22 protein-coding genes and 2 tRNA genes are annotated in these 24,390 nt (G+C 56.4%); 19 read left to right on the forward strand and 5 right to left on the reverse strand.

What is annotated here, in order from left to right; genetic code table 11:
* Positions 1-15: 15 nt before the first annotated feature.
* From nusA to ACI0FG_RS05765, 3 genes are all read right to left on the reverse strand, one after another.
* Entirely contained in the window at positions 16-1,332 is a 1,317-nt protein-coding gene (gene nusA, locus ACI0FG_RS05755) for a transcription termination factor NusA (protein WP_419787597.1), read from the reverse strand.
* 86 nt (positions 1,333-1,418) lie between these two features.
* Positions 1,419-1,874 (reverse strand): ribosome maturation factor RimP, encoded by a 456-nt coding sequence (rimP, locus tag ACI0FG_RS05760; protein ID WP_419787598.1) that lies wholly within the window; start codon positions 1,872-1,874, stop codon positions 1,419-1,421.
* A gap of 94 nt (positions 1,875-1,968) precedes the next feature.
* Positions 1,969-2,044 (reverse strand) — tRNA-Gly (locus tag ACI0FG_RS05765).
* 133 nt (positions 2,045-2,177) lie between these two features.
* Here ACI0FG_RS05765 and ACI0FG_RS05770 point away from each other — a divergent pair.
* The 11 genes from ACI0FG_RS05770 (at position 2,178) to fliW (ending at position 12,554) form a co-directional block, all read left to right on the forward strand.
* Positions 2,178-2,957, forward strand: a complete 780-nt coding sequence (locus ACI0FG_RS05770) for a flagellar hook-basal body protein (RefSeq protein ID WP_419787599.1) — start codon at positions 2,178-2,180, stop codon at positions 2,955-2,957.
* A gap of 17 nt (positions 2,958-2,974) precedes the next feature.
* On the forward strand, positions 2,975-3,757 hold the full coding sequence (gene flgG / locus ACI0FG_RS05775) for a flagellar basal-body rod protein FlgG (protein ID WP_419787600.1): 783 nt from the start codon (positions 2,975-2,977) through the stop codon (positions 3,755-3,757).
* Between the two features lie 28 nt (positions 3,758-3,785).
* Positions 3,786-4,790, forward strand: coding sequence for a flagellar basal body P-ring formation chaperone FlgA (gene flgA / locus ACI0FG_RS05780; protein WP_419787601.1), 1,005 nt, complete (start codon positions 3,786-3,788; stop codon positions 4,788-4,790).
* A gap of 16 nt (positions 4,791-4,806) precedes the next feature.
* Positions 4,807-5,502, forward strand: coding sequence for a flagellar basal body L-ring protein FlgH (locus tag ACI0FG_RS05785; protein ID WP_419787602.1), 696 nt, complete (start codon positions 4,807-4,809; stop codon positions 5,500-5,502).
* A 41-nt stretch (positions 5,503-5,543) separates the two neighbouring features.
* Positions 5,544-6,698: a flagellar basal body P-ring protein FlgI gene (locus ACI0FG_RS05790; protein ID WP_419787603.1), complete on the forward strand. Its 1,155-nt coding sequence runs from the start codon at positions 5,544-5,546 to the stop codon at positions 6,696-6,698.
* Position 6,699: 1 nt separating this feature from the next.
* A complete protein-coding gene (locus tag ACI0FG_RS05795; RefSeq protein ID WP_419787604.1) occupies positions 6,700-7,422 on the forward strand; it encodes a rod-binding protein in 723 nt (240 codons plus the stop codon).
* 72 nt (positions 7,423-7,494) lie between these two features.
* Positions 7,495-7,977 carry a flagellar export chaperone FlgN gene (flgN, locus tag ACI0FG_RS05800; RefSeq protein ID WP_419787605.1) on the forward strand — a complete coding sequence of 161 codons (483 nt, stop codon included), beginning with the start codon at positions 7,495-7,497 and terminating at the stop codon, positions 7,975-7,977.
* Positions 7,977-10,112, forward strand: a complete 2,136-nt coding sequence (gene flgK / locus ACI0FG_RS05805; protein WP_419787606.1) for a flagellar hook-associated protein FlgK — start codon at positions 7,977-7,979, stop codon at positions 10,110-10,112. The genes flgN and flgK overlap by 1 nt, the downstream gene beginning before the upstream one ends.
* A gap of 17 nt (positions 10,113-10,129) precedes the next feature.
* A complete protein-coding gene (gene flgL / locus ACI0FG_RS05810) occupies positions 10,130-11,794 on the forward strand; it encodes a flagellar hook-associated protein FlgL (protein WP_419787607.1) in 1,665 nt (554 codons plus the stop codon).
* 98 nt (positions 11,795-11,892) lie between these two features.
* Positions 11,893-12,135, forward strand: coding sequence for a carbon storage regulator CsrA (csrA, locus tag ACI0FG_RS05815; RefSeq protein WP_419787608.1), 243 nt, complete (start codon positions 11,893-11,895; stop codon positions 12,133-12,135).
* The gene (fliW, locus tag ACI0FG_RS05820) at positions 12,108-12,554 is read left to right on the forward strand and encodes a flagellar assembly protein FliW (RefSeq protein ID WP_419787609.1); all 447 of its coding nucleotides are present in this window, start codon (positions 12,108-12,110) and stop codon (positions 12,552-12,554) included. The genes csrA and fliW overlap by 28 nt, the downstream gene beginning before the upstream one ends.
* Positions 12,555-12,582: 28 nt before the next feature.
* Here the strand turns inward: fliW and flgM are convergent, their stop codons facing one another.
* Both flgM and ACI0FG_RS05830 read right to left on the reverse strand, forming a co-directional pair.
* The gene (flgM, locus tag ACI0FG_RS05825; RefSeq protein ID WP_419787610.1) at positions 12,583-12,894 is read right to left on the reverse strand and encodes a flagellar biosynthesis anti-sigma factor FlgM; all 312 of its coding nucleotides are present in this window, start codon (positions 12,892-12,894) and stop codon (positions 12,583-12,585) included.
* Positions 12,895-12,921: 27 nt separating this feature from the next.
* The gene (locus tag ACI0FG_RS05830) at positions 12,922-13,332 is read right to left on the reverse strand and encodes a DVU0524 family FlgM-associated protein (protein WP_419787611.1); all 411 of its coding nucleotides are present in this window, start codon (positions 13,330-13,332) and stop codon (positions 12,922-12,924) included.
* A 264-nt stretch (positions 13,333-13,596) separates the two neighbouring features.
* Between ACI0FG_RS05830 and ACI0FG_RS05835 the strand changes: the two genes are divergently transcribed.
* The 8 genes from ACI0FG_RS05835 to ACI0FG_RS05870 all read left to right on the forward strand — a co-directional run bounded on the left by ACI0FG_RS05835 (position 13,597) and on the right by ACI0FG_RS05870 (position 24,333).
* Positions 13,597-15,363, forward strand: coding sequence for an ARMT1-like domain-containing protein (locus tag ACI0FG_RS05835; RefSeq protein ID WP_419787612.1), 1,767 nt, complete (start codon positions 13,597-13,599; stop codon positions 15,361-15,363).
* 13 nt (positions 15,364-15,376) lie between these two features.
* Entirely contained in the window at positions 15,377-16,735 is a 1,359-nt protein-coding gene (locus ACI0FG_RS05840; protein ID WP_419787613.1) for an MltA domain-containing protein, read from the forward strand.
* Entirely contained in the window at positions 16,728-17,369 is a 642-nt protein-coding gene (locus ACI0FG_RS05845) for a DUF4254 domain-containing protein (protein WP_419787614.1), read from the forward strand. The genes ACI0FG_RS05840 and ACI0FG_RS05845 overlap by 8 nt, the downstream gene beginning before the upstream one ends.
* Before the next feature lie 14 nt (positions 17,370-17,383).
* Positions 17,384-18,817, forward strand: coding sequence for an Asp-tRNA(Asn)/Glu-tRNA(Gln) amidotransferase subunit GatB (gatB, locus tag ACI0FG_RS05850; protein WP_419787615.1), 1,434 nt, complete (start codon positions 17,384-17,386; stop codon positions 18,815-18,817).
* A gap of 55 nt (positions 18,818-18,872) precedes the next feature.
* Positions 18,873-19,910 carry an S-methyl-5-thioribose-1-phosphate isomerase gene (gene mtnA, locus ACI0FG_RS05855; protein ID WP_419787616.1) on the forward strand — a complete coding sequence of 346 codons (1,038 nt, stop codon included), beginning with the start codon at positions 18,873-18,875 and terminating at the stop codon, positions 19,908-19,910.
* Between the two features lie 306 nt (positions 19,911-20,216).
* On the forward strand, positions 20,217-22,535 hold the full coding sequence (locus ACI0FG_RS05860) for a methyl-accepting chemotaxis protein (protein WP_419787617.1): 2,319 nt from the start codon (positions 20,217-20,219) through the stop codon (positions 22,533-22,535).
* 120 nt (positions 22,536-22,655) lie between these two features.
* Complete coding sequence (der, locus tag ACI0FG_RS05865; RefSeq protein WP_419787618.1) at positions 22,656-24,155, forward strand: ribosome biogenesis GTPase Der; 1,500 nt, start codon at positions 22,656-22,658, stop codon at positions 24,153-24,155.
* Between the two features lie 84 nt (positions 24,156-24,239).
* Positions 24,240-24,333 (forward strand) — tRNA-Ser (locus tag ACI0FG_RS05870).
* The last annotated feature ends 57 nt before the right edge of the window (positions 24,334-24,390 follow it).

A 24,390-nucleotide genomic window follows, 5' to 3' on the forward strand; every position in this document is an offset into this window, starting at 1 on the left:
CGCGGTTTCACGCTCCTACTCGGTTTCCTCGCCTTGGGCGGGGATTTCCGTTTCCGGCTCAGTGGTCTCCGGTTCATCCGTTGTGGATTCGCCGGAAGTCAGAGCGTCGGGAGCGAGCATATTGATTGCTACGCGGATGTCCGCGATTTTCGACTCGGTGAGTCCGTTGACAGCCAGGAGTTCCTCTTCCGTGGCTAGGGCAATGGATTCCAGGGATTCGAAACCGGCGGAGAAGAAATTCTCCATGGGCACTTCGGCCACGGCTGCGATCTGGTCCATGCCTTTTCGGGCAACGTTGAGTTCCGCGTAGCGGGATTCCGTGAAAATGTCGATCTTCCAGCCGAGCAGTTTGGCGGCCAGTTTGACGTTCTGCCCCTTGCGGCCGATGGCCAGGGTGAGCTGATCGTCGGGACAGACCACTTCGAGTGCCTCTTCCTCCTCATCCACAGTGATGCGGGTGATGGTGGCGGGGGAGAGGGCGTGCTGGGCGTACATGGCGATATCCGGGCTCCAGACGACGATGTCGATGCGTTCGCCCTTGAGCTCCTGCACGACGTTCTGGATGCGGGAGCCGCGGATGCCGACACAGGCACCGACCGGGTCCACGTCGCGCTCCCGCGACATGACCGCCACCTTGGCGCGCAGGCCTGCATCGCGGGCAACACCCATGATCTTGACCGTGCCGTCGGCCACTTCCGGTACCTCGCGCTTGAACAGCTCGATCATATAGTCCGGGTGGGAGCGGGAAACCACGACCTGGGGACCGCGCGATTCCTTCAGTACATCAATGATATAAGCCTGGACGCGATCCCCGCGCTTGTAGCGTTCTCTGGGAATCTGCTCGTCCTTGGGCAGCAGGGCCTCGGTGCGGCCCAGGTTGATGATCCAGCCGGTGCGGTCGCGTCGCTGGATGATGCCGCTGGAGATTTCGCCTACGCGGTCCTTGTATTCCTCGTAGATGATTTCCTGTTCGGCATCACGCATGCGTTGGATGATGACCTGCTTTGCAGACTGGGCGGCGATGCGGCCCAGGTCTTCGACCTTGACCGGAAAGCCCATTTCGTCATCGACTCGTGCATTGGGATCGTGCTCGGTAGCGTCTTCCAGGGAAATTTCGCTGATGGGGTCGTGGACATCCTCCACGACGACCTTGAATTCGAACACTTCGATTTCGCCGGACTCCTCATTGAAGGAGACCTCGATATCCATGGTATCGCCATACTTGCGCGCCACGGCGCTGCGCACGGCTTCTTCCAAGGTATCGATGAGCAGATCCCGGTCAATGCCTCTGTCCTTGCTAATCTGGTCGATGGCTCTTTTCAGCTCCGACATGTCAAATCCTCCGCTTCTTCCGGCGCTCGGTCCCGCTTTGCGGCCGGTGAAATACTCGTTATGGCTATGGCGACCGCGGGGTCGGCCTAAAACTCGTGTACCAGGCGGACTTCTCGCAGGTCCGCCCAATTAAGGGAAATCGTTTCGCCGTCTTCATCCAGGGTAAAGGAGTCTTCGAAACAGGCGGTGAGCACACCGTGGAAACGGCGGCGTCCGTCTATGACCTCCAAGGCCTGGGCGGAAACGGTGCGACCCAGATAGTCGCGTAGTTGAGCCGGTGAAAAGAACCGGCGCTCCAGACCTGGGGAGGAAACCTCCAAGGTATAGGCGCCTGGAATAATGTCTTCCACTTCAAGCATCAGCCCTACCTGGCGGCTGACATCGGCGCACTGATCAATATTTATCCCGTCCGGACCGTCTACGTATATCCTTATAACACGCTTACGGCCCGTAGAGGGCGAGGTTACGCCCCACAGGATAAATCCCATGGATTCCACCTCGGGCCGGATCAGTTCGGCCAGCGTCTCTTCAAAACGGCGCATGGTCTTCTCCCCGCTGCAAATAAAAAAGGTGAGCCCGAGCTCACCCATTTGTGCGAACCCCGCAAGGTTCGGTGTGGAACCCTGCGAAAGGCGTTGGAGCGGGCGACGGGGGTCGAACCCGCTACTTTCAGCTTGGGAAGCTGACACTCTACCAATTGAGTTACGCCCGCTTTGAAACCGAGCCTATTTATACATATCCACATCCGATGTCAACAGACGACCGTGATATCCGATGCGGATTTTTTGGGTATGCAGGCTTGGCACGCAAGGTGCAATCACCCCTGCGAACAGGAGGACGGCTCAATGCGAGATAGTAGTTTAAGCGCATTATTCGGGTCTTTATCCAATGAAATGAGGATGTCGACGATCGCCAATAATTTGGCGAACGTGAATACGACGGCTTATAAAAAGGATGTGATGGCCTTTCACGATACCTTTACCCGGTTTGCCCACGACTATGTGGTGACCACCAAGGGATTCATTCGTGACAAGGACATGTTCCCCGACCCGAAGATCATGGCCAAGGCCCGTCTCTCCCAGCAGGCCGTGGACTTTACCCAGGGGAGTCTCCAGAAGACAGGCAACCAGCTGGATTTTGCGCTGTCGGGAGAGGGCTTTTTCCAGGTCCAGACGCCGGAGGGGCCTCTCTATACGAGAGCTGGTTCTTTCCTTGTGGATTCCACGGGCACCCTCGTCACTCAGGAGGGGCTGCCCGTGATGGTGGACGGCGGAGAACTGAACATACCTACCGGGGCCAAGGTCTCGGTAGACGAAGGCGGTAATATTTCGATCAACGGAGAACCTGCCGGAGCGTTCGACCTGACCACTTTTGAGGATTTGGGAGCGCTGAAACGCATTGGCGGCAACACGTACAGGGCGGATGACAATGCCGCCGAAGCGGATGTCTCCGAGGATCTGGTGGTTCAGCAGGGGTATCTGGAAAAAGCCAACGTCGAGGTCGTGACCCAGATGGTGGAAATGCTGGAGACCCAACGTGCCTTCGAGATGTACGCCAAGATGCTCCAGGGCACGGATACGATGGATAGATCAATGATAACCCGCTTGGGGAAACTTACAGGATAACAAGGAGGCTGATTGCCATGATGCGTTCCCTTTGGACTGCTGCGACAGGCATGATCGCCATGCAGACTCATATCGATACTTTGTCCAACAACCTGGCCAACGTGAACACCACGGGCTTCAAGAAAAGCCGCGCCGAGTTCGAGGACCTCATGTACCAGACCCTGCAGATTGCCGGTACGCAGACCCAGAACGGCGGCCGCCTGCCTGTCGGTATGCAGATCGGTATGGGTGTGCGGCCCGTATCGGTGCACAAGTTCTTCACCCAGGGCGATTTCAAGAACACGGGCAACCCGCTTGATCTGGCCGTTGAAGGCGACGGATTCTTTCAGGTGGATATGAACGGCGACGATGTCTACACGCGTGCCGGCGGCTTCAAGATCGACAACGAAGGCCGGGTCGTGACGCCCGGTGGGCATGTGCTCCAGCCGGAGTTCGTGGTTCCGGCCGAGACGAGCAGTATCACCGTGACCGAGACCGGGCATATGGCCGCCCTGGACAAGGACGGGCAGACCCTGGCCGAGACGGACTTGCAGATCTATCGGTTCCAGAACCCGGCCGGACTCAATGCGGTGGGCCGCAACTTCTATCGTGAGACCGAAGCTTCCGGCGATGCCGTTGCCGGAACCCCGGGAGACGAAAATTTCGGAACCATTGCGCAGGGCTATCTGGAAGGGTCCAACGTGGAAATGGTGGATGAAATGGTCGGCCTGATCGTCGGCCAGCGCGCCTACGAGATCAATTCCAAGGCCATCACCACCTCGGACGGCATGTTGCAGACCGCCATCAACATCAAGCGCTAGCGGATAGCTGGGAACAAAGGAGTATTTCATGTCAGGCAGAGAGAACGGAAGGATGGGATCGTACCGGTTGACCATAATGGTCGTCCTCGCGGTCTGCCTGTTCATTTCCGGGACCGTTGCCGCCACCCGTGCGGCCACTTCCGGAAACTGGACCGCCGCTGTGCGCAGCGAGGCCTGTGTCCAGGGACCTACCGTTCTGCTCGGGGAAATTGCAGACCCCGTAAAGGGAGTGGACTCGCGCACCTGGCAGACCCTGTCCCAGATCCAGCTTTGGAAGGCCTCGGGAAAGCCAGGCCGTCCCGTCACCATTGATCGTGACCGGCTGGCCAAGGTCCTGCGACATTATATGGGGGACCAGGTCCGCCATCTGGTGTTGCCCCTTCAGTTTACGGTGCAGACCGGGGGCAAGGTGCTTACCGGCAATGAGCTCCGCCAGCGGGTAGTCGAATTTTTGACGCCACGGGCCAAGGGCCTTGGCGGCCAGATTGAAATGAAGGATCTGGACCTGCCCATGTACTACTTTTTTGATCACGTAACGGACAAGCTGATCCTTGAGACCAGCGGTGACGTGAAACCCGGCCGGAATACGATTCGGATGCGTTCTGTCGATCGTCAGGGAAGGGGAGCCGGCAGCAAGTCCGGAAGTGTATTTCTCAATGTCTGGAAGGCCGTGCCGGTGGCTTCAACGCCGTTGAACCGCGGGGATAGGGTTACCAAGGACAAGATCAACTTCCGGCGCGTCAATATTGCCTATAGCCGCGACCTCTGGGACGGCACGGGCGGCCCCTGGCGCATGGTCCGGACCTTGGGGCGCGGCCAGCCCTTCACCCTGTCCCATCTGGAATCGGTGCCCCTCATCGAAAAGGGCGAGCGGGTTGAACTGGTTTATCGAGGCAAGCGGATACAGCTGACCATGAAGGTGGAAGCCCTGCAGGATGCCGCATTGGGACAGCAGGTTCAGGTACTAAATATGCAAAGCAAGAAAAAAGTGATGGCTACGGTTGTCGGCGACGATCTGGTCATGGTCCGGTAACGATAGGAGACCTGTCATGAAACGGTATTTCTTCATAGCGGTGGCAGCCGTCATACTGCTTTCGGGATGCGCATCCAGGTACGATGAACAGCCGATGCCCATTCTGACTCCTCCGGTTTACGAGGAGCAGAACCCGGCGGCCAATCCAGGCTCCCTTTACGACGTGAACCGGTCCGAGTTCCTGTATGACGACAACCGCGCAACCCGCGTGGGCGACATTGTGCTGGTTCAGGTGGCGGAGTCCGCTACGACCAAGTTGAAGTCCGAGACCACGGCCAAGAAGGAAAATACGGTCGGCAACAGTATTACCGCAATGCCTTCAACCGGCCTTGTCGGCAATATCCCGTTTGCAAAGACGTTGGGTGCCAAGGTCGGGGCCGATATTGGGGCTGCCCAGTCCTCGGACTTCAAGGGCAATGGCGAGACCAAGCAGGAGAACACCTTTGAGGCTACCGTGGCCACCCGGATCGTGCGCAGATTGCCGGGCAATCTTCTGCAGGTGGAAGGAGCGCGTCGGATTCGCGTCAACCATGAAACGCAGTTCCTGGTGGTACGCGGTCTGATTCGCCAGCGCGACATCAGTTCCGACAATTCCATTTCCTCGACCAAGCTGGCCGAGGCGCAGATTGAAATTTACGGCCAGGGCGTGCTGACGGAAAAGCAGCGGCCCGGTTGGCTGTCGAGACTTCTGGACAATTTCTATCCCTTCTAGAGAAGGCGAAAAGTGTATTTTCATAGGGTAGGAGCGAGACCATGCAATTGAACAGAAACAATACCGTCGACAACGCGGAAACGATCAGGACTCTGGTGCTGACGTTGTTGTTCGGGGCGCTTGTCGCTTTTGGTGCCGGACTTTTGGCTCCGGCAGAGGCTGCGGCCGCCCGGCTCAAGGACATAGCCTCCTTCAGCGGCGTGCGGACCAATGATCTGGTGGGATACGGCTTGGTGGTCGGCCTTTCGGGTACGGGCGACGGTACTTCGTCCACCTTTACTCTCCGTTCCATGGCCAACATGCTGGAGAAGATGGGGGTGGAGGCCAACCCGAACGACCTCAAACCAAAAAACGTGGCTGCGGTCATGGTTACGTCCAAGCTGCCCGTTTCCGCCAAGCCCGGTTCTCAGCTCGACGTCACAGTCTCTTCCCTTGGTGATGCCAAGAGCCTGCTCGGCGGTATCCTGCTTGTTACCCCGCTCAAGGGGCTGGACGGCAGAGTTTACGCCGTGGCTCAGGGATCGTTGACCATCGGCGGCTTTGCCGTGGCGGGCAACGCGGCCACCGCGCAGCAGAACATTCCTACAGTGGGCATCATTCCCAACGGTGCCAGCGTGGAGCGGGCCGTGCCCTTCACGTTCAACAGCCAGGAGAAAATGACCTTGAATTTGTCGGTGCGGGATTTCGGCACCACCATGCAGGTCGTCAACAAGATCAACGCGGCCATGGGCGGCAAGTTCGCGGCGGCCCGCGACATTTCCACCGTGGATCTCAAACTGCCCGAGCGGTTCCGCGGCAACATGGTTCCGCTCATGGCTTCCCTGGAGAATCTCGATATTTCCCCGGACGGCAAGGCCAAGGTCGTTGTCGATGAGAAGACCGGCACCGTGGTCCTCGGCCAGGATGTACGGCTGAGCAAGGTGGCCGTGGCCCACGGCAATCTCCAGATCGTCATCAGCGAGTCCCAGAACGTCAGCCAGCCCGGACCGTTCTCCGATGGTTCCACTGTGGTTACCCCGCAGACCGACCTGCAAATCATGCAGGAGAACAAGCAGCTCATGCTGATGGAAGGAGCGACGTTGCAGGAATTGGTGGACGGACTGAATTCCATGGGTGCCGCTCCGCGCGACCTCATATCCATCATCCGCGCTCTCAAGGCCGCGGGATCGCTGCATGCCGAAGTGGAGGTGATTTAAGATGTTGCATTCCGGTGCCGACGGCCAGATGGCCATACAGCAGTCCCAGACCGACGAAATGGTCCGCTTCAAGCGGCAGATGGATGGTCTGAAAAAAAATCTTGGCGGAGATGGCGACAAGGACAAGTCCAAGAAGCTGCACGATGCCTGCGAAAAGTTCGAGGCCGTGTTTATCAGCAAGCTCTGGCAGGAGATGCGCAAGACGGTCCCCAAGGAAGGCATGATGCACGGCAAGCAGGAGGAGCAGTACCTCTCCATGTTCGACCGTGATTTCGCCGAAAAGATGTCCGCCAGTGGCGGGATAGGTCTGGCCGATCTGATCTACGATCAATTGAGCGAGAAGCTCAAGAACACCAGCCGCTCGACCCTGGAGGGCGGCGTGCCGATCAAGCCCCTGCACGAGGATCCCATTGCCTTGCAACTGGGCCGGGAACCCATTTCACTGCCTCAAAAGCAGGAAAGCCTTACCCTTGAGGACTGGGGCGGCCATTCCGGGACGGATTTGTCTGAAGCGGTGCCTTCTTCTCCTGAGTCCGGTTCGAGTGCGTCGCAGGCCATGAGCGATGTTGAGGTCAAGGCACAGCTTGAGACCCTGGTCCGGCACCTGGAAGCGGAACGCATCAAGTCCGGGTTGTTGGGAAGCAATGAGGCGGCCGGAGCATACGGGCAAAAGGGGAAGGATTCTTTCGAATCAGTTGGCAGGAAAATTGCTAAAAACGGGTAGGAGTAGAGAATCCTGGTTCAATATTATGGATGTAACTATTCGTTTTATTAGACAATAAAATTTGAGGTGCGTATGAGTTTGCAGCTGGTCGAGGAAAATTTGGTCCGTCAGAACAAGGCGTTGCTTCTGCTTTTGACGCTGCTGGAGGAAGAATTTTCCCGCCTTCAGAAGGGGGAACCCCAGCGTGTCGCCCAAATAGAGCTGTCCATTCAGGAACTCATGCGTCAGATCGCCTCCGAGCGACTTTCGTTGCGGCGCCATGTGGACAAGGTGGTGCCGGGAGCCCAGATGGTGGCGCACACCTTTGCCGCCATCTCGGGTGAGGAAAGGACGACCCTTGAGAAGTTGCTGGCAATGATGGACGAGAGTGAACAGAGGTGTGCCAGGCAGGCTTCCAAGAACGGCACCATGGCAAAGGCCCTGTTTGATCAGAGCAACAAGCTGCTTACGTTCATGCACAACCAGATCAAGCCCAAGAACACCAATGCCTACGCGGCTTCCGGCAAATTCGCCCAGGCACGTAGCGATGCACGCCTCTTGAACGGGAGACTCTAATGTCCTTTGGGGCCAATTCCATCCTCGACATGGGCCGTTGGGCCATGTTTGCCTCGCAGGTGCAGTTGCAGGTCACCGGCGAGAACATCGCCAATGTCAATACGGAGGGGTATTCCCGCCGTTCTGTGCGATTGGAGGAAGGAATTTCCATCGACTACGCTCCGGGGCAGATGGGAACCGGAGTGGTGGCCAAGGACGTTGTCCGGCATTTCGACAATCTGGTCGAGTCGTTGTATGTGAATCAGGCGGCTCTGAGCGAAAAGTGGGGGACACTTTACGAGCAGCTGCGCAACGTGGAGACGCTTCTCAACGAGTCGAGCGGGTACGGAGTGTCGTCATCGCTTTCCAGCTACTTCGAGTCCTGGAACAAGGTCTCGCAGTATCCCGACAGTTACAGCACACGGGAAACCGTGGTGGACAATTCCCAGACGCTTATTTCGGTGCTGAGTCAGCTGGATGCCAGCATGAGCAAGATGCAGGAACAGGTGAACGAGGCCGTCAAGGGACAGGTTGATGAAGTCAACGGGCTGCTGGAGGACATTGCCGACCTCAACAAGCAGATCGAGATTCACAACATCGAGGGCCAGAACAATACCAACGGCATGTTCGACGAACGGGCGAGCAAGGTTCGTGCGCTTGCCAAGCTGATCGACATTACGACCATCGACAACGGCGGCGGCAAGTTTTCGATTATGACCAAGGCGGGACAAAACCTGGTTGACGGCACAAGCCATTTTTCCCTTGAGTTCAACATGGACAGCAAGATCCGTGATCTTGGCGGTTCCACGAATTTTGATGGCGATATCTACTTTGAAGGAAACGACGAATATGAGTACACCATTGAATTCGTTGCTTCCAGTTCCGGCTCGACTTCGGCAGGAGTAGTCGGCAGCGGCGCTTCTGCCGCGAAGTTCAAAGTGTCCCTGGATGGTGGCAAGAGCTGGCTCACCGACGAGGACGGCAAGGAACGCCTTTTCTCCGCCCGCGACTATGATTCGCGGGTTAAAGTGAAAGGGCTGGATATCTGGTTTGGGTCAAGCTCGAATTCCAAGGGGCTTCCCTCCGGCTCTTTCCAGGCGGGCGACCGTTTCATTCTCAGTCCACATCCGAGCGTGTTCTGGGTGGAGAATACCTCCACCAAGGAGAACGTCACCCCTCAGCTCTCCATGAACGGAGAGGAAAATTCCAGGCGGATTACGGGCGGTACCCTTGGCGGGCTGCTTGCCTTCCGCGACGGCTATGTCGGCAAGTATCGCGATAAGCTGGAGAGTTTTGCCAAAAGCCTTATCTGGGAGACCAACCGGCGACACAGCCAGGGCGCAGGGCTCAAGGCATACAGCAACCTGAACGGCACCTATTCCGTGAATGACAAGGACAAGGCGCTGGCTAGCAACTCCACGGGGCTGGCTTTTGGAGACAGGCTCCAGTCCGGCAGTTCGTTCATCTACGTGTACAACAACGATACCGGGTTGCTTGCTTCCTCTGCAGCGCTCAAGTTCGGTGCCAGTACCGCTTTCAATCCTGAAGTCAACACCCTGCAGGACGTTTGCGACGCGTACAATACGACCTTCAATGGGATGATTACCGCGACGATCGTCAACAACAAGCTCTCGCTCAAGGCGGCCGACGGTTATTCCTTTGCCTTTGGCACGGATACGGCCGGACTCAACGCGGCTTTGGGCATCAACACGTTTTTTACCGGGAGCGACGCAGGCAGCATCGGGTTGAACAGTGCTGTTACCAGCAATCTCGATCACTTGGCCGTGGGCCATGTCAATGGTGCGGGGGAGATCAATGCCGGTGACAACACCACAGCAAATGCCCTCTACAACCTGCGCGATCAGGATGTCGCCGTTTCCTCGCCCACGGGGGGGACGCAACACACAACGCTGCTCGAGTATTATAACAATATCGTCGGTAATGTGGGCGCTGACGCTGGCTCGGCGAAGTTTAACAAAAGCTATTACAAGACATTGTCGGAAGATCTCAATGACCGGCAGCAGGAAGTCTCGGGCGTGAACCTGGATGAGGAGATGAGTGATCTCATCAAATACCAGGCTTCGTACACGGCGGCGGCCAAGCTTATTTCCACTGCAGACCAGATGCTGCAAACCATTTTGTCGCTTAAGGCGTAAGGAAGGGGAGACCTGAAATGCGAGTCACCCAGCAGATGCTTTTCAATAGGTACGTGAGCAACATGAACAAGTCGCTCACCTCCCTTATAGACCTCAATACCAAGGCGCAGACCCAGAAGCGGGTGAATCGGCCGAGCGACGATCCCACCGGTATGACTCGTATTCTCGGACATCGGGATACCATCCGATCCCTGAGCCAGTATAAGGAAAATATCGCCACGGCCAAGGGATGGATCTCCAGCCAGGACGAGGCCCTTTTGCAGGCTTCCACCCTTATGACCAAGGCCAAGGAATTGGCGGAACAAGCTGCCACCGGTACCATGGATGCCGACAACCGCAAGCAGGTCAGCTTTGAGCTACGCAGCATCTTCGAACAGATGATCGGGCTGGCCAATACTGAATTTGAGGGCAAATCGATTTTTGCTGGTCATAAGGTGGACGGTAATGCCTACGAACAGGTCATGTGGCTGACCACCAACGATGACCGTTTTGCCGCCACGGATTTCTCAATCCAAGGATCCTCAAGCTCCACGGTGTTGGTACAGTTCTATGATCAGAGCGGCGGTACGGCCGTGGGTGGTGATATGAATCTTTCCGATGCCAACCTGCGCGCTCGTTATTCATCTGACGGCGGTGAGACTTGGACGGATGGCGCAACACTCGTTCCTAACGGTTCGGGTGGGTATGCCTTGAATATGGACGGTGCCGGATCCAACGTTATTTTTGACAGCGATGCTACGGTCAAGGTCAATGACCCTACGGATAAGAATAATTCCGAAGGTACCTGGCTCTGGGTGCGCCCCACGGCACGCTATATAGGCGACGACAGGGACCTGCCGCCAAGCGTCGATCCTCTTGATCCGAACTATCAGGTCACGGCAACGGCCTCCGGGGCTTTTGCGCATAACAACGTGACCATTCGTATTGATAACGACACTGCCGTGGCCATGAACGAGGACATCGAGTATTCCTACAGCCTGGATGGCGGTATCAATTGGGTGACGGGCAACGTGGCCCAGGCGGACACCACCAGCAATGCGGCCGTACTTAGCGTGCCCAACGGCGGCGTGCTGAACCTGGTATCGAACGGTACCAACCAACTCCAGCCCGGGGCTCAGTTCGTTGTGCATCCGCGTTCCGCCGATATCAAACTCGATATTTCGGGCGACGAGCAGATTACCATCAACAACGTGGGCAAGGGAATTTTCGGCGGCATCTATACCGATCCCGATTCCGTTCTTGCGGCCAAGGGCAGCTCCATCCCGGTTGGCAGTGCCAACACGGAGCGGGTTTTCGCATCAAACGGCGCGCCGAAGATGGCCGTCAGCATTGAAGGACAGGACGAGAAAACAAAGAATCTTTTCGAGGTACTGGGAAACCTCGTCGCTTTTACCGAGACCAACAACCAGACTGGTGTGCAGCAATGCCTGGCCGACTTGGCAAGAGCACAGGAGCAGGTGTTGAACAACGCGGCTGAGGTGGGCGGCCGGGAGAATCAGCTGACCATCGGCAGTACCATCCTGGATGGTCTGCAGCTTAATGAGAAGACGCTGCTCAGTTCCATTGAGGATGCAGACGTGAGTGAGCTGATGACGGACCTTGCCCAGCAACAGCTTGTGTACCAGGCCGTGTTGCAGTCAACATCCACCATCATGCAGCTCAATCTGAGTAAATTCATTTAATAAATCGTGAACGCTGGACTTGTGACCGCGCGTGATGTAGTCGCCTGATATTGGCTGCGGGAAGCGGGACTCGGGCCGAAAACCGATTTGGTGGCAATATGTTGATATTGACCCGGAGACCGGGAGAGAGCCTTTACCTGGGCGATAATATTAAACTGAAGATCCTGAGTGTTCAGGGGAAGCAGATTAAGATCGGCCTGGATGTGCCTGAGGACATGACTGTCTATCGGGAAGAGGTGTATCTCAAGGTTAAGGAACAGAACAAGCAGGCGCTGGAAACAAGCCAGCAGGACCTGCTCGCGGCAGCTGCGCTATGGCAAAAGACAGAACGAAGAAAATAAGAACCAGGCTTGGCGACCGGGTTATCAACCTGGAAAGCACCATATATTTCCCTCGCGGTCTCATCGGTCTGGAGGACAAGCGGGAATTCGTGTTGCTGAGCGTCCGGGAAGACGATTCGCCTTTCCTTCTGTTGCAATGCGTCACCGATCCGGGCCTCGGACTGCTGGTGGCCGATCCTTATTCTTTCATTGAGGACTACGACGTAAAGCTGGAGAATCCGGAACGGAAGAGGCTTAAACTGGAGAATGTCCGCCAGTTGGCCATTCTGGTGACGGTGACCATACCGCCGAGCAAGCCGGAAGAGACCACCCTCAACTTGCAGGGGCCGATTGTGATCAACACCCAGGCGAGGATTGGTCTCCAGGTACCACAGGCGGAAGCGGGGTATCCCACACACTTCCGCCCGGTTCAAAGCTGACAGCTTCTACAGAGGATATCCTCTTGTATTAGACAAGGAAATCCAGGTCGTCGCGAATCATGTTCGCGGCGGCCTTTTTCAGGTCGGGCTTGTAGGTCCCGTCCTTGACCTGCTGCTTTAGCCTGTCCACCTTTTCACGACGGACGTCCGGCGCTTCGTTCGCGCCCTGCAGCGCGGCGCCACGCAGGCGGGCTTCGGAGGAGAGAACGACCCGGTCAGCATTTTCGCCGGAGTTCTTTCCTGATTCCTGGGCACGCTGAAGCGTTTCAGCCTTCTGCTTGTTGTTAACCTTCTGGTTGGTGTAGGGATTCAGCTCCCCAACGATGTTCTTGATAACCATGTCATACCTCCCGAGTATACGGGCCTATCAAAGCATGGTGTCATCCACCTTTGACAGGGTTATCTCCCATAGGCGCCGCATGACCCGATTCCGTTCGGAACCCGAAACGGTGTTCGGTCCGCTCTGCGTCTCCCGTAATATTTGAACGTCGGTGCCGTCCACCGGGTACTCGAACAAGTACCTCTGCCCGAATTCCCGCTCAAGCTGTTCCAGGATGGCGGTAACCACAGGCGTGTTCGTGCTGTTGACGATCAAATTTTCAATGACCTCGTGTGCAATCTTCTCCACCAGCTCCCGACGTCGGGCTTGGCGCGCCACATCATCCATCGGCGGTGCTGTTCCCAGCGCCTGCCGGAACCGTGCGAGCCGCTTGGCGCTCGTCAGCTGCTTACCATAGGTGCGCAGCATGGTTCTTACAGTGGCTGATTGCAAAGTCACAATTTTACTCCTTCCTTGATGGATAGGATCGGCGACTGTGAAAAAAACTTTAGGGTATAAATGAAAAAAAATCTAGAAACGTGTTGGTGTATAAGGCATTCAAGGCGTGTCATTCTGGAAAAACGTTGAATGTTTTTGAGTTTTTAAATATCAATGGAAAGGCCAATCGGATCATCGGAACAATGTGTCGAAGGCTGAGGGAGTCATGCCCGGCCTGGTTTGGGCTGGTTTGTCCTTCGCGCTGGAGATCAGGGTGGAGTTTATATGAGCTTTGACAGGAATTTCAATTCGGTTTTGGACATTACCTATGGGAATGATGTCTCGCTGGACGCATTGCTGTTGCATTTCATGACCGAAAATCACCTGGAATATACCATTGAACCCGACAAGAACGGCTCGCGAGAGCAGCTCAAGTTCATGCTCGATCTGGATGAAAAGGAGTTCTACGCCCCTTGCTCCGACTGGATGTTCCTAATGTTGATCAAGGGCGGGCTGCCTCGGGTCTTGCTCGATGAATACCTCGACCAGTGGAAGACCTTTGTGCATCTGACGCGCAACTTTTGTGCGGAACGCAAGCAGGCGAGCCGTTTTCTTCAGTTGGCCCGCCACAAATTCCGCATGGTTCTGGCTTCTCCCATCGTCATTCCTTCGCGACTGCTCAAACGTCTCGTTACCATCTTCATGACCCAGAGCGGAATAGACGATCCCTATCGCGGCATTCGCAAGGCGCTCAACCGGCGGGCTGCAGCCGTGGTCAAGAGCAAGACCTTTGATACTGTGGTCAACACCTGCCCGCGCGAGATGGATGCGTGTCCCCGCATTGATGATCTCCGTTACCGTCTGGATATGCTGGAGATTGAGCGGCTCATGCGTATCTCCACACTGACGGACAACTGGTCGCCCGAGTCCTTTGCCGAAGAGGCGCTGATAGAGGCGGACATCAACGGCGAGATAGAGCAGAGGCCTGACCAGTTTGAACCGGTGCGTGACTTTCTGGGCAAGGACGGCTCCGACCCCAAGCGTATTCTCTACATACCGAACCGCGCCGGCGGCTTGATTTTTGACCTTCAGGTTGTCAAAACGCTGCTGCGGCTCGGCCATCGCGTGGTTATGGCCCTCAAGGAAGGGTTCTATTTCGAGGAGCCCACATTCTGGGACCCGGACAATGAGCCGGAGCTGACCGCCGCATTCAATGGTGCCTATTTTGCGGCCGACGATCGCCTGTCAAAGAATCAGCTGCTGGAACTCATGTCCAAACATGCGTTTGTGGTTATTTCCGACGGCACGCGGGAAAAGTTTAATCCCTACAGATGCTCCGTCACTTTCGCGAGGGCATGGAAGGAATGCGACCTGATCCTGGCCAAGGGAGAGGGGCTGCATAATCGCCTGGTTCAGATCAGCCACGGATTCACCCGCGACATCATCAATTTTTTCCGTGACGAGTCCAACCATTTTCATCTTCATTACAAACCAAAGCCGGAGTGGGTGCACAAGTTCAGTGAGCGCTATATTTCCGGCAAGGCGGACGAGATTATCTCCCAGATGCGTGAGGCCAGGGAACGGGGCCATACGGTCATTTTCTACTCCGGCATCATCGGCAGCGTTCCGGGCCAGACCAAGGCGGCCATTGAGGTCATCACGACTTTTGTGAATCACTTGCGCGAGCAGCTGGACGAAGTATTCATCATCAATCCCGGCGAGCATTTCGAAGAGGGGATGGACGCGGATGATCTGATGTTCATGTGGGAAAAGGTTCAGCGTAGCGGCTATATCAACGTCTGGCGTTTTCAGACGTATTTCGATATTGAAAAGAGCTTCGAATTGATGAACCGCAAAGTGCCGCCCGTGTGGACCGGCAAGGATGCCACCTATTCCACCGGATGCACCAAGGAGATGCACATCGCTCTTGATGTGCAGAGGACGCATCCCGAGTTGCAGATAATCGGCCCCAATCCGGAAAAATTCTTCCGGCGCCGGGAGTACGGCGTGGGCAAATTCTGTGATGTAGCCATTGACTCATGCAACGCATAGCTCTTGAATTGTGATGAAAATAAAGCGGTTGTTTCAGTCTGCGCCGACAGTGCGCCTCATTCTGTTCTGCCTTGGCCTGGCATTGCTCGGTGCCTGCGTAAAGGGGGGACCGTTTTTTGGCAGCAAGACCGAACCCGAAGTCGTTGAGGCACCGGGAGAGGCTGTCGGCTCCGAAGTCGCGCCACAGGGGGATCGGGTGGTCGGCCTGTGCAGCCCGAATGCGGCCAAGGGATTGACCCTGCGCCCGGTGCGCGAACCCGGGTACTTGCCCGCGTGCGATTTGTTTTTTCCGCTTTCTTCTTCCGAAGGCATGGAAACCACGGCCCGGCTCGATATTCATAGCCAGGGGCTCTCCTCTTGGACGGCCCTGAGCGGACCGGTGCAGCGCAGCCTGGAATATGCCCTGAACATGCCCAAGGACGAACCGGCTCTGGCTCGGCCCGGCATGGCCGTCACCTGGGGACAGGTGGTGCGCAGCTTGGAGGAATTCCTGGATTTATTGCCGCATCTGGATGAACACCCCGAGCTGTTGGCCCGTCGGTTTGTCTGGTATGGTATGCGGCAGCGGCCGCTTATGACCGGCTATTACACCGCCGAGATCGAGGCGAGCCTGACCCGGCGGCCCGGCTATAATTTCCCCATATACGGTGTCCCGTCCGATCTGCATTATGGCATGGTTCGTGGGCACAAACGTGTGTATCGCGTGGAGAACGGACGGGTCAGGCCGTATTATGAACGGCGGGATATGGATGTGAAGGGCGTGCTGAAAGGCAGGGGGCTGGAGATAGCCTGGGCCAAGGACCCCATTGATGTCTTTTACATGCAGATTGAAGGGTGCGGAAGACTCCGGTTGCCGGACGGCACCACCCGCAACGTGCTTTATGGAGCGAAAAACGGCCACAGATTCCGCAGCCTGGGGCGAATTCTCTACTCCAAGGGACTTCTGCCACGGGGGAAGCTTTCCAAAACATACGTCCATAGATATTTCTCCAGGCATCCGGAAAAGATGTTTGAACTGATGGCGGAGAACAGAAGCTATGTTTTCTTCCGTCTGGAGGATTCGCCGCCCGAGGGCGCGATCGGAAAGCCATTGACGCCGATGGTCTCACTGGCTACAGACCGAAGGCTTCTGCCGCTCGGCAGCCTGCTTGCCTTCGAGGCCGAGATTCCTCAGGCGCAGAACGGCCGGGCCGTTGGCACCCGCAAAGTGACTGGAATAGGGCTGGCCCAGGACACGGGCTCTGCCATCCAAGGTACCCGACTTGATTATTACGTGGGCGAGGGGCGCGAGGTGGAACCCGTCGCCAGCAACATCATGACCGAGGCCACCGTCTATCTCCTTATAAGCAAAGAAGCACTCATCAATGGCTGACATTACCTACGAAAAGATCAAGGAAATCATACAGGATGCCGTTGCGCATCAGAAACGCTCCGTTATGGACTGGCACTTCGGTGAGCCTGTTTATGAAGGGGAACCCGCCGACTTGCGGGGTGAAAGAGGGCTGCGGGAACTGGTTGCCCGTCAGCACTGGACCAATTTTCAGCTGTGGCATGTTGAAGACCGCGCCCGTCGCAAGGACGTGGACGCCCATGTTATTGCGGATTGCAAATATGCCATCGACAAGCTCAACCAGCAGCGCAACGATCTCATCGAGCGTGTGGATGAGTGCCTCATCGACCTGATCTCCCCTTTGCTCCCTTCCGAGGCGGCGGAGCGGTACAATACCGAGACGGTAGGGGCGGCACTGGACCGGTTGTCCATCCAGGCCCTCAAAATATACCACATGAAAGAGCAATGTAATCGCAAGGATGTCGATGACGGTCATCGTAATGCATGCGGAGACAAGGTCCTGACCCTGACCGGCCAGCATGAGGACCTGGAAAGGGCGGTGCTGGAGTTGCTCGACGAGTATATGGAAGGGACCAAGAAGCCCAAAGTCTATTTTCAGTTCAAGATGTACAACGACCCGGCGTTGAACCCGGAATTGTACCAAAACAAGTCCTAGGGACGGAGGAAGCCATGTCCCGTTATGAAACCGTCATCGGGCTGGAGGTACACGCCCAGCTGAAGACGAAGACCAAGATATTCTGTTCCTGCTCCACCAAGTTCGGCAATGACCCGAACGAGAATGTGTGCGCCGTTTGCTCCGGTATGCCCGGCGTCCTGCCCGTGCTCAATGAGAAGGTGGCCGAGTACGCCACCAAGATGGGGCTGGCCACCAATTGCGAGATCAACCGGAAGTCGGTGTTTGCGCGCAAGAACTATTTCTACCCGGACCTGCCCAAGGGATACCAGATATCCCAGTTCGAACTGCCCATTTGCGAGCATGGTCATGTCGATATCGAGGTGGGCGGCGAGAAGAAACGCATCGGATTGACGCGTATCCATATGGAAGAGGATGCGGGCAAGAACATTCACTCCGCTGCGGACAACGCCAGCTTCGTGGACCTGAACCGTACCGGCGTGCCGCTTATCGAGATAGTGTCCGAGCCGGACATGCGTTCCGCCGAGGAGGCCGTGGCCTACCTCAAGGAACTGCGTTCCATCCTCCTGTACCTCGGTATCTGCGATGGCAACATGGAGGAAGGCAGCTTCCGCTGTGATGCCAACGTCTCCATCCGTCCCTTTGGTCAGGAGGAGTTCGGCACCCGCGCCGAGTTGAAGAACCTGAACTCCTTCAAGCACATCCAGAAGGCAATCGAATACGAGGTGGAGCGTCAGATCGACCTCGTGGAGGACGGCGAGGCCGTTATTCAGGAGACCCGGCTCTACAATGTGGACAAGGGCACCACGCACTCCATGCGCGGCAAGGAAGAGGCTCACGATTATCGCTATTTCCCGGACCCGGACCTGGTGCCGCTGGTTCTGGAAGAGGCATGGGTTGAAAAGTGGAAGTCCGAACTGCCCGAACTGCCGCACGACAAACGGGTTCGCTTCATGGATGTCTACGGGCTGGCGGATTATGATGCCGACCTGATCGCCGGTGACCGGGCCGTGGCCGAGTATTTCGAAGCAACGGCCAAGGCATATTCCGGTGAAGTCAAGAAGGCGGCCAACTGGGTGGTCGGTGATCTGCTGCCGTATTGCCATGAAACGGGCGTCTCTGCCGAAGCGTGCAAGCTGACCCCGGAAAAGCTGGCGGTCCTGCTCAAGCTGGTTGACGACGGTACCATCTCGGTGAAGATAGGAAAGGACGTGTTCCGCGACTTGTGCGAGTCCGGTGCCGATCCCGCCGAACACGTCAAGGCCAAGGGGCTGGTGCAGGTCTCCGATACCGGCGAGCTGGAAGGCATGGTGGACAAGGTGCTGGCCGACAATCCCTCCGAGGTTGAGGCCTACAAGGGCGGCAAGACCAAGCTGATGGGATTCTTCATGGGCCAGGTCATGCGTATGTCCAAGGGGCAGGCCAACCCCGGTATCGTCACGCAGCTTATTCAGAAAAAATTGTCATAAACGAGGGGCTGGAAGCGCTTTTTCCAAATGTCGCTTTCGGCTCGGAAGGATTCCAATGACCGAACACATTCAGTATTCACCGGATAAGGACGCGCTCATTCTGCTGGACCAGCGGTACCTGCCTAACCGCGAGGACTGGTACGAATGCAAGACCACGGACGATATTTGCTACGCCCTGGTGGTGATGGTGGTGCGCGGCGCGCCCGCCATCGGCGTCACGGCGGCCTATGGTTGCTATCTTGCAGGCCGCGAGGTGCAGGGCATGGAAGGCGACTGGAAGGCCAATCTGGAAGCGAAGCTGGATCAGATTCACGATGCCCGGCCCACGGCGGTGAACCTGCGCTGGGCCGTGCGCGAGATGCGGCGCATCTGGCAGGAATCCGGTGATGTCTCCCTGGATGAATTGTGCTCCATCTGGCTTGAGCGCGCCAAGGAAATTCACGACGGCGACATCCGCATGTGCGAGCTGATCGGCAAGTTCGGCGGCGAGCTGATGGACGACGGCGATACCGTAATGACGCACTGCAACGCGGGGGCGCTGGCCACTGCCGGTTACGGCACGGCCCTTGGCGTGATTCGCGGGGCCATAGACCAGGGCAAGAAGATTTCGGTCATTGCCAATGAGACCCGTCCTTTTCTGCAGGGCGCAAGGCTGACGGCCTATGAACTGCACAAGGACGGCATTCCGGTAAAGGTCGCCTGCGACAACGCCTGCGCCCTGCTGATGAAGCGCGGGCTGGTGGACAAGGTTGTTGTCGGTGCGGACCGCATTGCCGCCAATGGCGACGCGGTGAACAAGATCGGCACCTTTGGCGTGGCGATCATCGCCAAGCGGTTCAATATTCCTTTCTATGTGGCCGCGCCGGTGTACACCATTGATCCGGAAACACCTACGGGCGACGATGTCCCTATTGAGGATCGCGACCCGCGCGAGGTGACGCATATCGGTGACCACCGTATTCCGCCCGAGGGAGTGGAGGTGTACAACCTCGCCTTTGATCCCACTCCGGCGGAATTGATTACCGGAATCATCACGGAAAAGGGCGTCCTGTATCCCCCGTATACCGAAGCCATCCGTAAGCTGTTTGAGTAGGGTGGATTCGATACCAAAGTCTTTTGAGGGCGAGGTCGTATTTGTGCGGCCTCGCCCTTTATTTTTCGTCGAGTTCAAGAATGCATTTTTTTATCTGTTTTGACAGATGGTTGCGCATCTCAGCCCGTGGCGCCGGAGTTGTTAGAAGTTTATAGTAATGGTCTTTACTCTTTTCGTGGGGTTGATATATGGTGGGTGTACAGGTTGTCAGTATGGTTGGAAAAAGTTGGCAGACTTGTTCATATCACTTTTTATATGCAAGTCGGAAATGCAAAGCTGATACTGAAAGAGGGCTGGTGAATTCGTATGAAAATTAAAAGTGTCAACACTGTAATCACAGCGCTGGTTGCAGTGATTGTTCTTCTCAGTACTGGGGCTGGAATTCTGTGGATTATTCGGGATACCAACTCTGTTGTGTTCGAAGAGGAAAAAGAAGCAATGACCACGGTCACCAAACAGATTTTGGTGAGCCTGGACCTGTATGTGAACCAATCGAGCAGTATGGTGCAATTGCTCGCCTCCCAACCGTCGGTGGTGGAGGCATTGCAGGGGGAAGACCCCTCAGCGGCCAGTGTACTTTTTAAAGAATTACTGGATTCGACAACAGAGTACTGGGCCGCGTTTGCTTTTGATCGCAGCGGTCAGGTGGTGGCAGGTTGGAATGACAAGGGGAATAACCTCGCTGGAGCCGACCGGAGTTCACGCCAGTACGTTAAGGACTTGGTTGCTGGTAAGGTCACGACGTACGTTTCCGATAATATCCTTGTGTCCAAAAGCGGGGGTGGCATCCAGATTTTTGCGGCGGCCAGTGTGGTAAAGGACGCCCAAGGCAATATCGTTGGCGGTGTGGGCTTGTTTCCCAAATGGGGAGAATTTACCAGCAAGTTTATCGATCCTTTTCGCGTAGCGGAAAACGGCTACCCCTTCATGTTGGACAAAAAGGGGCGGCTCATAGCCCATGCCGTGGATAAAAGCCAGCTGATGAGAGACGTCCATGAAGAACCTTTTGCCAAAGCCGCACTGGAGCGGGGGGCTGGTGATTTCAATTATGTGTGGCAGGGCAGGAAGAAGGTCATGACCTTCGATACTCAGCCGCAAACAAAATGGATCGTGGCGGTTAGCGCTTATGAAGATGATCTGGTTGCCGCTGCCAATGAACAGCGTAATACGCTGGCTGTGGGTGGCACGTTGGCCGCTATTATCCTCATTTGTGTCATGGTGGTGCTGGTTCGTCGCATTATTACCTCGCCGGTCAAGGGCATTCTGGATTTTGCCACAGGGGTGGCGTCGGGAGACCTCAATACAAGATTGGCCGGGAACTATCACTTTGAATTCAAGATTTTGGCGCACCAAATTGAGATTATGGTGTCCGAGTTGAAGACCAAACTCGGTTTTTCCGAGGGAGTGCTGAATGGACTGACTTTCCCTTGCCTCGTAATCGGTCCAGATCATCTTATATCCTGGGGTAATAAGCAGATTTGCGATTTGTTGGAAAAGCACGACGACCCATCTGCCTACACCGGCCAGCTTTCCGGAAAGTTCTTTTATGGTGATGACAACCAGAAAACCTTGTCGGACACGGCCCTGTCGGATCAGGTGCCCACCCAGGGAGAGGTGGAGATCCCGTTGCCCAGCGGGAAGGTTGTCAGCGTGCAGGTCGCGTCCACACCGTTTTATGATATGGATAACAACCTGCTGGGTTCGCTGACGATTCTTGCCGATGTGACGGAGATTCGCGTACAGCAGAAGCGGATCGAAGAGCAGAATGACCGGATATCCCTGGCTGCCAATCAGGCGGAGGAAATATCTCAGCATCTGTCCGGCGCGGCCGAGCAGTTGGCTACCCAGATTCAACATGCCAGCGAGGGGTCGAACGAACAGAACGAGCGTGCCTCCGAAACTTCCGTTGCCATGGAGCAGATGAACTCCACGGTGCTGGAGGTGGCTCGGAACGCCGGACTGGCGACCGAAGACGCGGATACGGCGCGCACCAAGGCGCAGTCCGGTGAAAAGGTCGTGGGCCAGGTTATCGAAGCCGTGGCCGACGTTCAGACGCAGGCGGCCAACCTCAAGCACTCTATGGAAGAACTTGGGCTCCAGGCTGCGGATATCGGCAAGGTGCTCGAGGTTATTACCGATATTGCGGATCAAACCAACCTGTTGGCACTGAATGCCGCGATCGAGGCCGCAAGGGCCGGTGAGGCCGGGCGCGGTTTTGCCGTGGTGGCCGACGAAGTCCGCAAGCTGGCGGAAAAGACTATGGACGCTACCCGGGAAGTGGGTGGTGCCATCGGCAAGATTCAGGAAATGACCAAGGAAAATGTGGCCGCCACGGAAATCGCCGCGGCTTCGGTTGAGCGCAGTACTGAGCTGGCCAACGAGTCCGGCAGGGCGCTGAAGGAGATTGTCGGTTACGTGGACAATGCGGCGGATCAGGTCCGGGCCATTGCCACTGCGGCCGAGGAACAATCCGCCACCAGCGAGCAGATCAACCGGGCCACGGAAGAGATAAGCCGGATATCCTCCGATACGTCTCAGATCATGTCGGAGGCTTCCCAGGCCATCAAGGAAGTCTCTTCCATGGCCATGCGGCTCAACAGTGTTATAGAGGATATGACCAATTAGGCTGTCTTGGCCTGAGCGGTAGACTCGACTTTTGTCCTGAGTTACGGTAAGCCCGCGCTTCCCGTCCTGGGAGGCGCGGGCTTTTTGCCGCGCATACAATCAACCGCCGGAGCCGGAATCATGCTGCCCATTGTCGCACTTGTCGGACGCCCCAATGTGGGAAAGTCCACCCTGTTTAACCGCCTGTTGCGCAAATCGCGCTCCATCACTCACGATATGCCGGGAGTGACGCGCGATCGCATCTATGGCGAATGCCGCATGGATGATGTCCGCTTTGATCTTGTGGATACCGGAGGCATGGTCCTGCAATCCGAGGCAACTCCGGAGTTGAGCAAGGATTTTGAAGATGAAATTTTCGACCAGGCGCAGGAAGCCATCCTGGAGGCCAATGCCATCATCTTTGTGGTGGACGGCAAGGAAGGGCTGACGACGCTGGATCAGCAGGCCGCCGAGTATGTCCGCAAGTCGGGCAAGCCGGTGTTCATGCTGGTCAACAAGGTGGACGGCGGCGAGTTCGAAGCGAATATGCTGGCCGATTTTCATGCCCTGGGCATCGACATGATGGCGGTATCCGCCGCGCATGGCTACAACCTGACGGAAGTGCGCAAGGCCGTTCGTCGGTTTGTGCTCGATCTTGGTCTGTTCATGGAGGAAGAAGCCGAGGATGAGGAACGCGGCCTGCGTTTGACCATGCTCGGTCGTCCCAATGCGGGCAAGTCTTCCCTGGTCAACTCCATTATCGGCAAGGACCGGCTTATCGTCAGCGACGTGGCCGGGACCACCCGGGACAGCATTGATGTCACCTTCGAGAAAGGGGGCAAGCGCTACACCTTTGTGGATACGGCAGGTGTGCGCAAACGCGCGAATATTCAGGATCACCTGGAAAAAATCAGCGTCATTCGCGCCCTGAAGAATTCCAAGCGGTCCGATATAACCATCCTGGTCATCGACATTACCCTTGGGGTGGGACGGCAGGACAAGCGGCTCATTGAGTTTCTGGCCCGCGAGAACGTGCCGTTCATCGTCGTGGTCAACAAGGCGGACCTGATTCCCAGAGGGGAGACCAGGAAAGCCCTGGAGGCCTTTGAGCAGGAACTGCGGATCGTTCCGCATGTGCCTGTAGTCATGACCTCGGCCGAGAAGGGCGTCGGCATCGGCAAGCTGCTGCCCATGGCGGAGGCGATGCGCGCGGAGTGTGAAATCCGCATTGGTACCGGGCTGCTGAACCGCTCCCTGGCCGCCGTGCTGGAAAAGCAACAGCCGCCGGTGGTAAAGCGGCGCCGGGCCAAGTTTTTCTATGTGACACAGGCGGACGAGGACATCCCAACCTTTGTCTTTTTCTGCAACGACCATACGTTGGTCAAGACGTCGTATGCCCGTTATCTGGAGAACCAGTTCCGCAAGATGCTGGGGATCAAGTCAGCGCCGGTAAACGTGGTTTTCCGCTCCAGCCATGAGAAGAAAGAGTTTGAAAAAAGCCGCGGTATTTCCGGCATCGGCAAGCGTGGTCCGGGCCGGGAGCGCATTGGTGGAGCCAAGACAAGGCGTCATGAGCAGAAGTACAAAGCGCTCAAAAGCAAGCGCCGCCGAGAGGCCGATGACGAGAAAAAACAGAAATAATGCCCGGATTCATTGACAAGAACGGGTTGAAAAGGTAGGGCATCTTTTCGTTTGTCGGTACGGATTTCGTCCGGCAAACATATTGGAGAAGTGGCCGAGTTGGCTGAAGGCGCACGCCTGCTAAGCGTGTTATGGGCGTAAAACCCATACGAGAGTTCAAATCTCTCCTTCTCCGCCAGATTTCAAGGGGTTACGTGTGAAAACGTAACCCCTTTTTTGCTATTTTACTACAGAC

The sequence above is a fragment of the Pseudodesulfovibrio sp. 7M6 genome, assembly GCF_050058625.1.
In the GTDB taxonomy this organism is placed as follows: domain Bacteria; phylum Desulfobacterota; class Desulfovibrionia; order Desulfovibrionales; family Desulfovibrionaceae; genus Pseudodesulfovibrio; species Pseudodesulfovibrio salinus.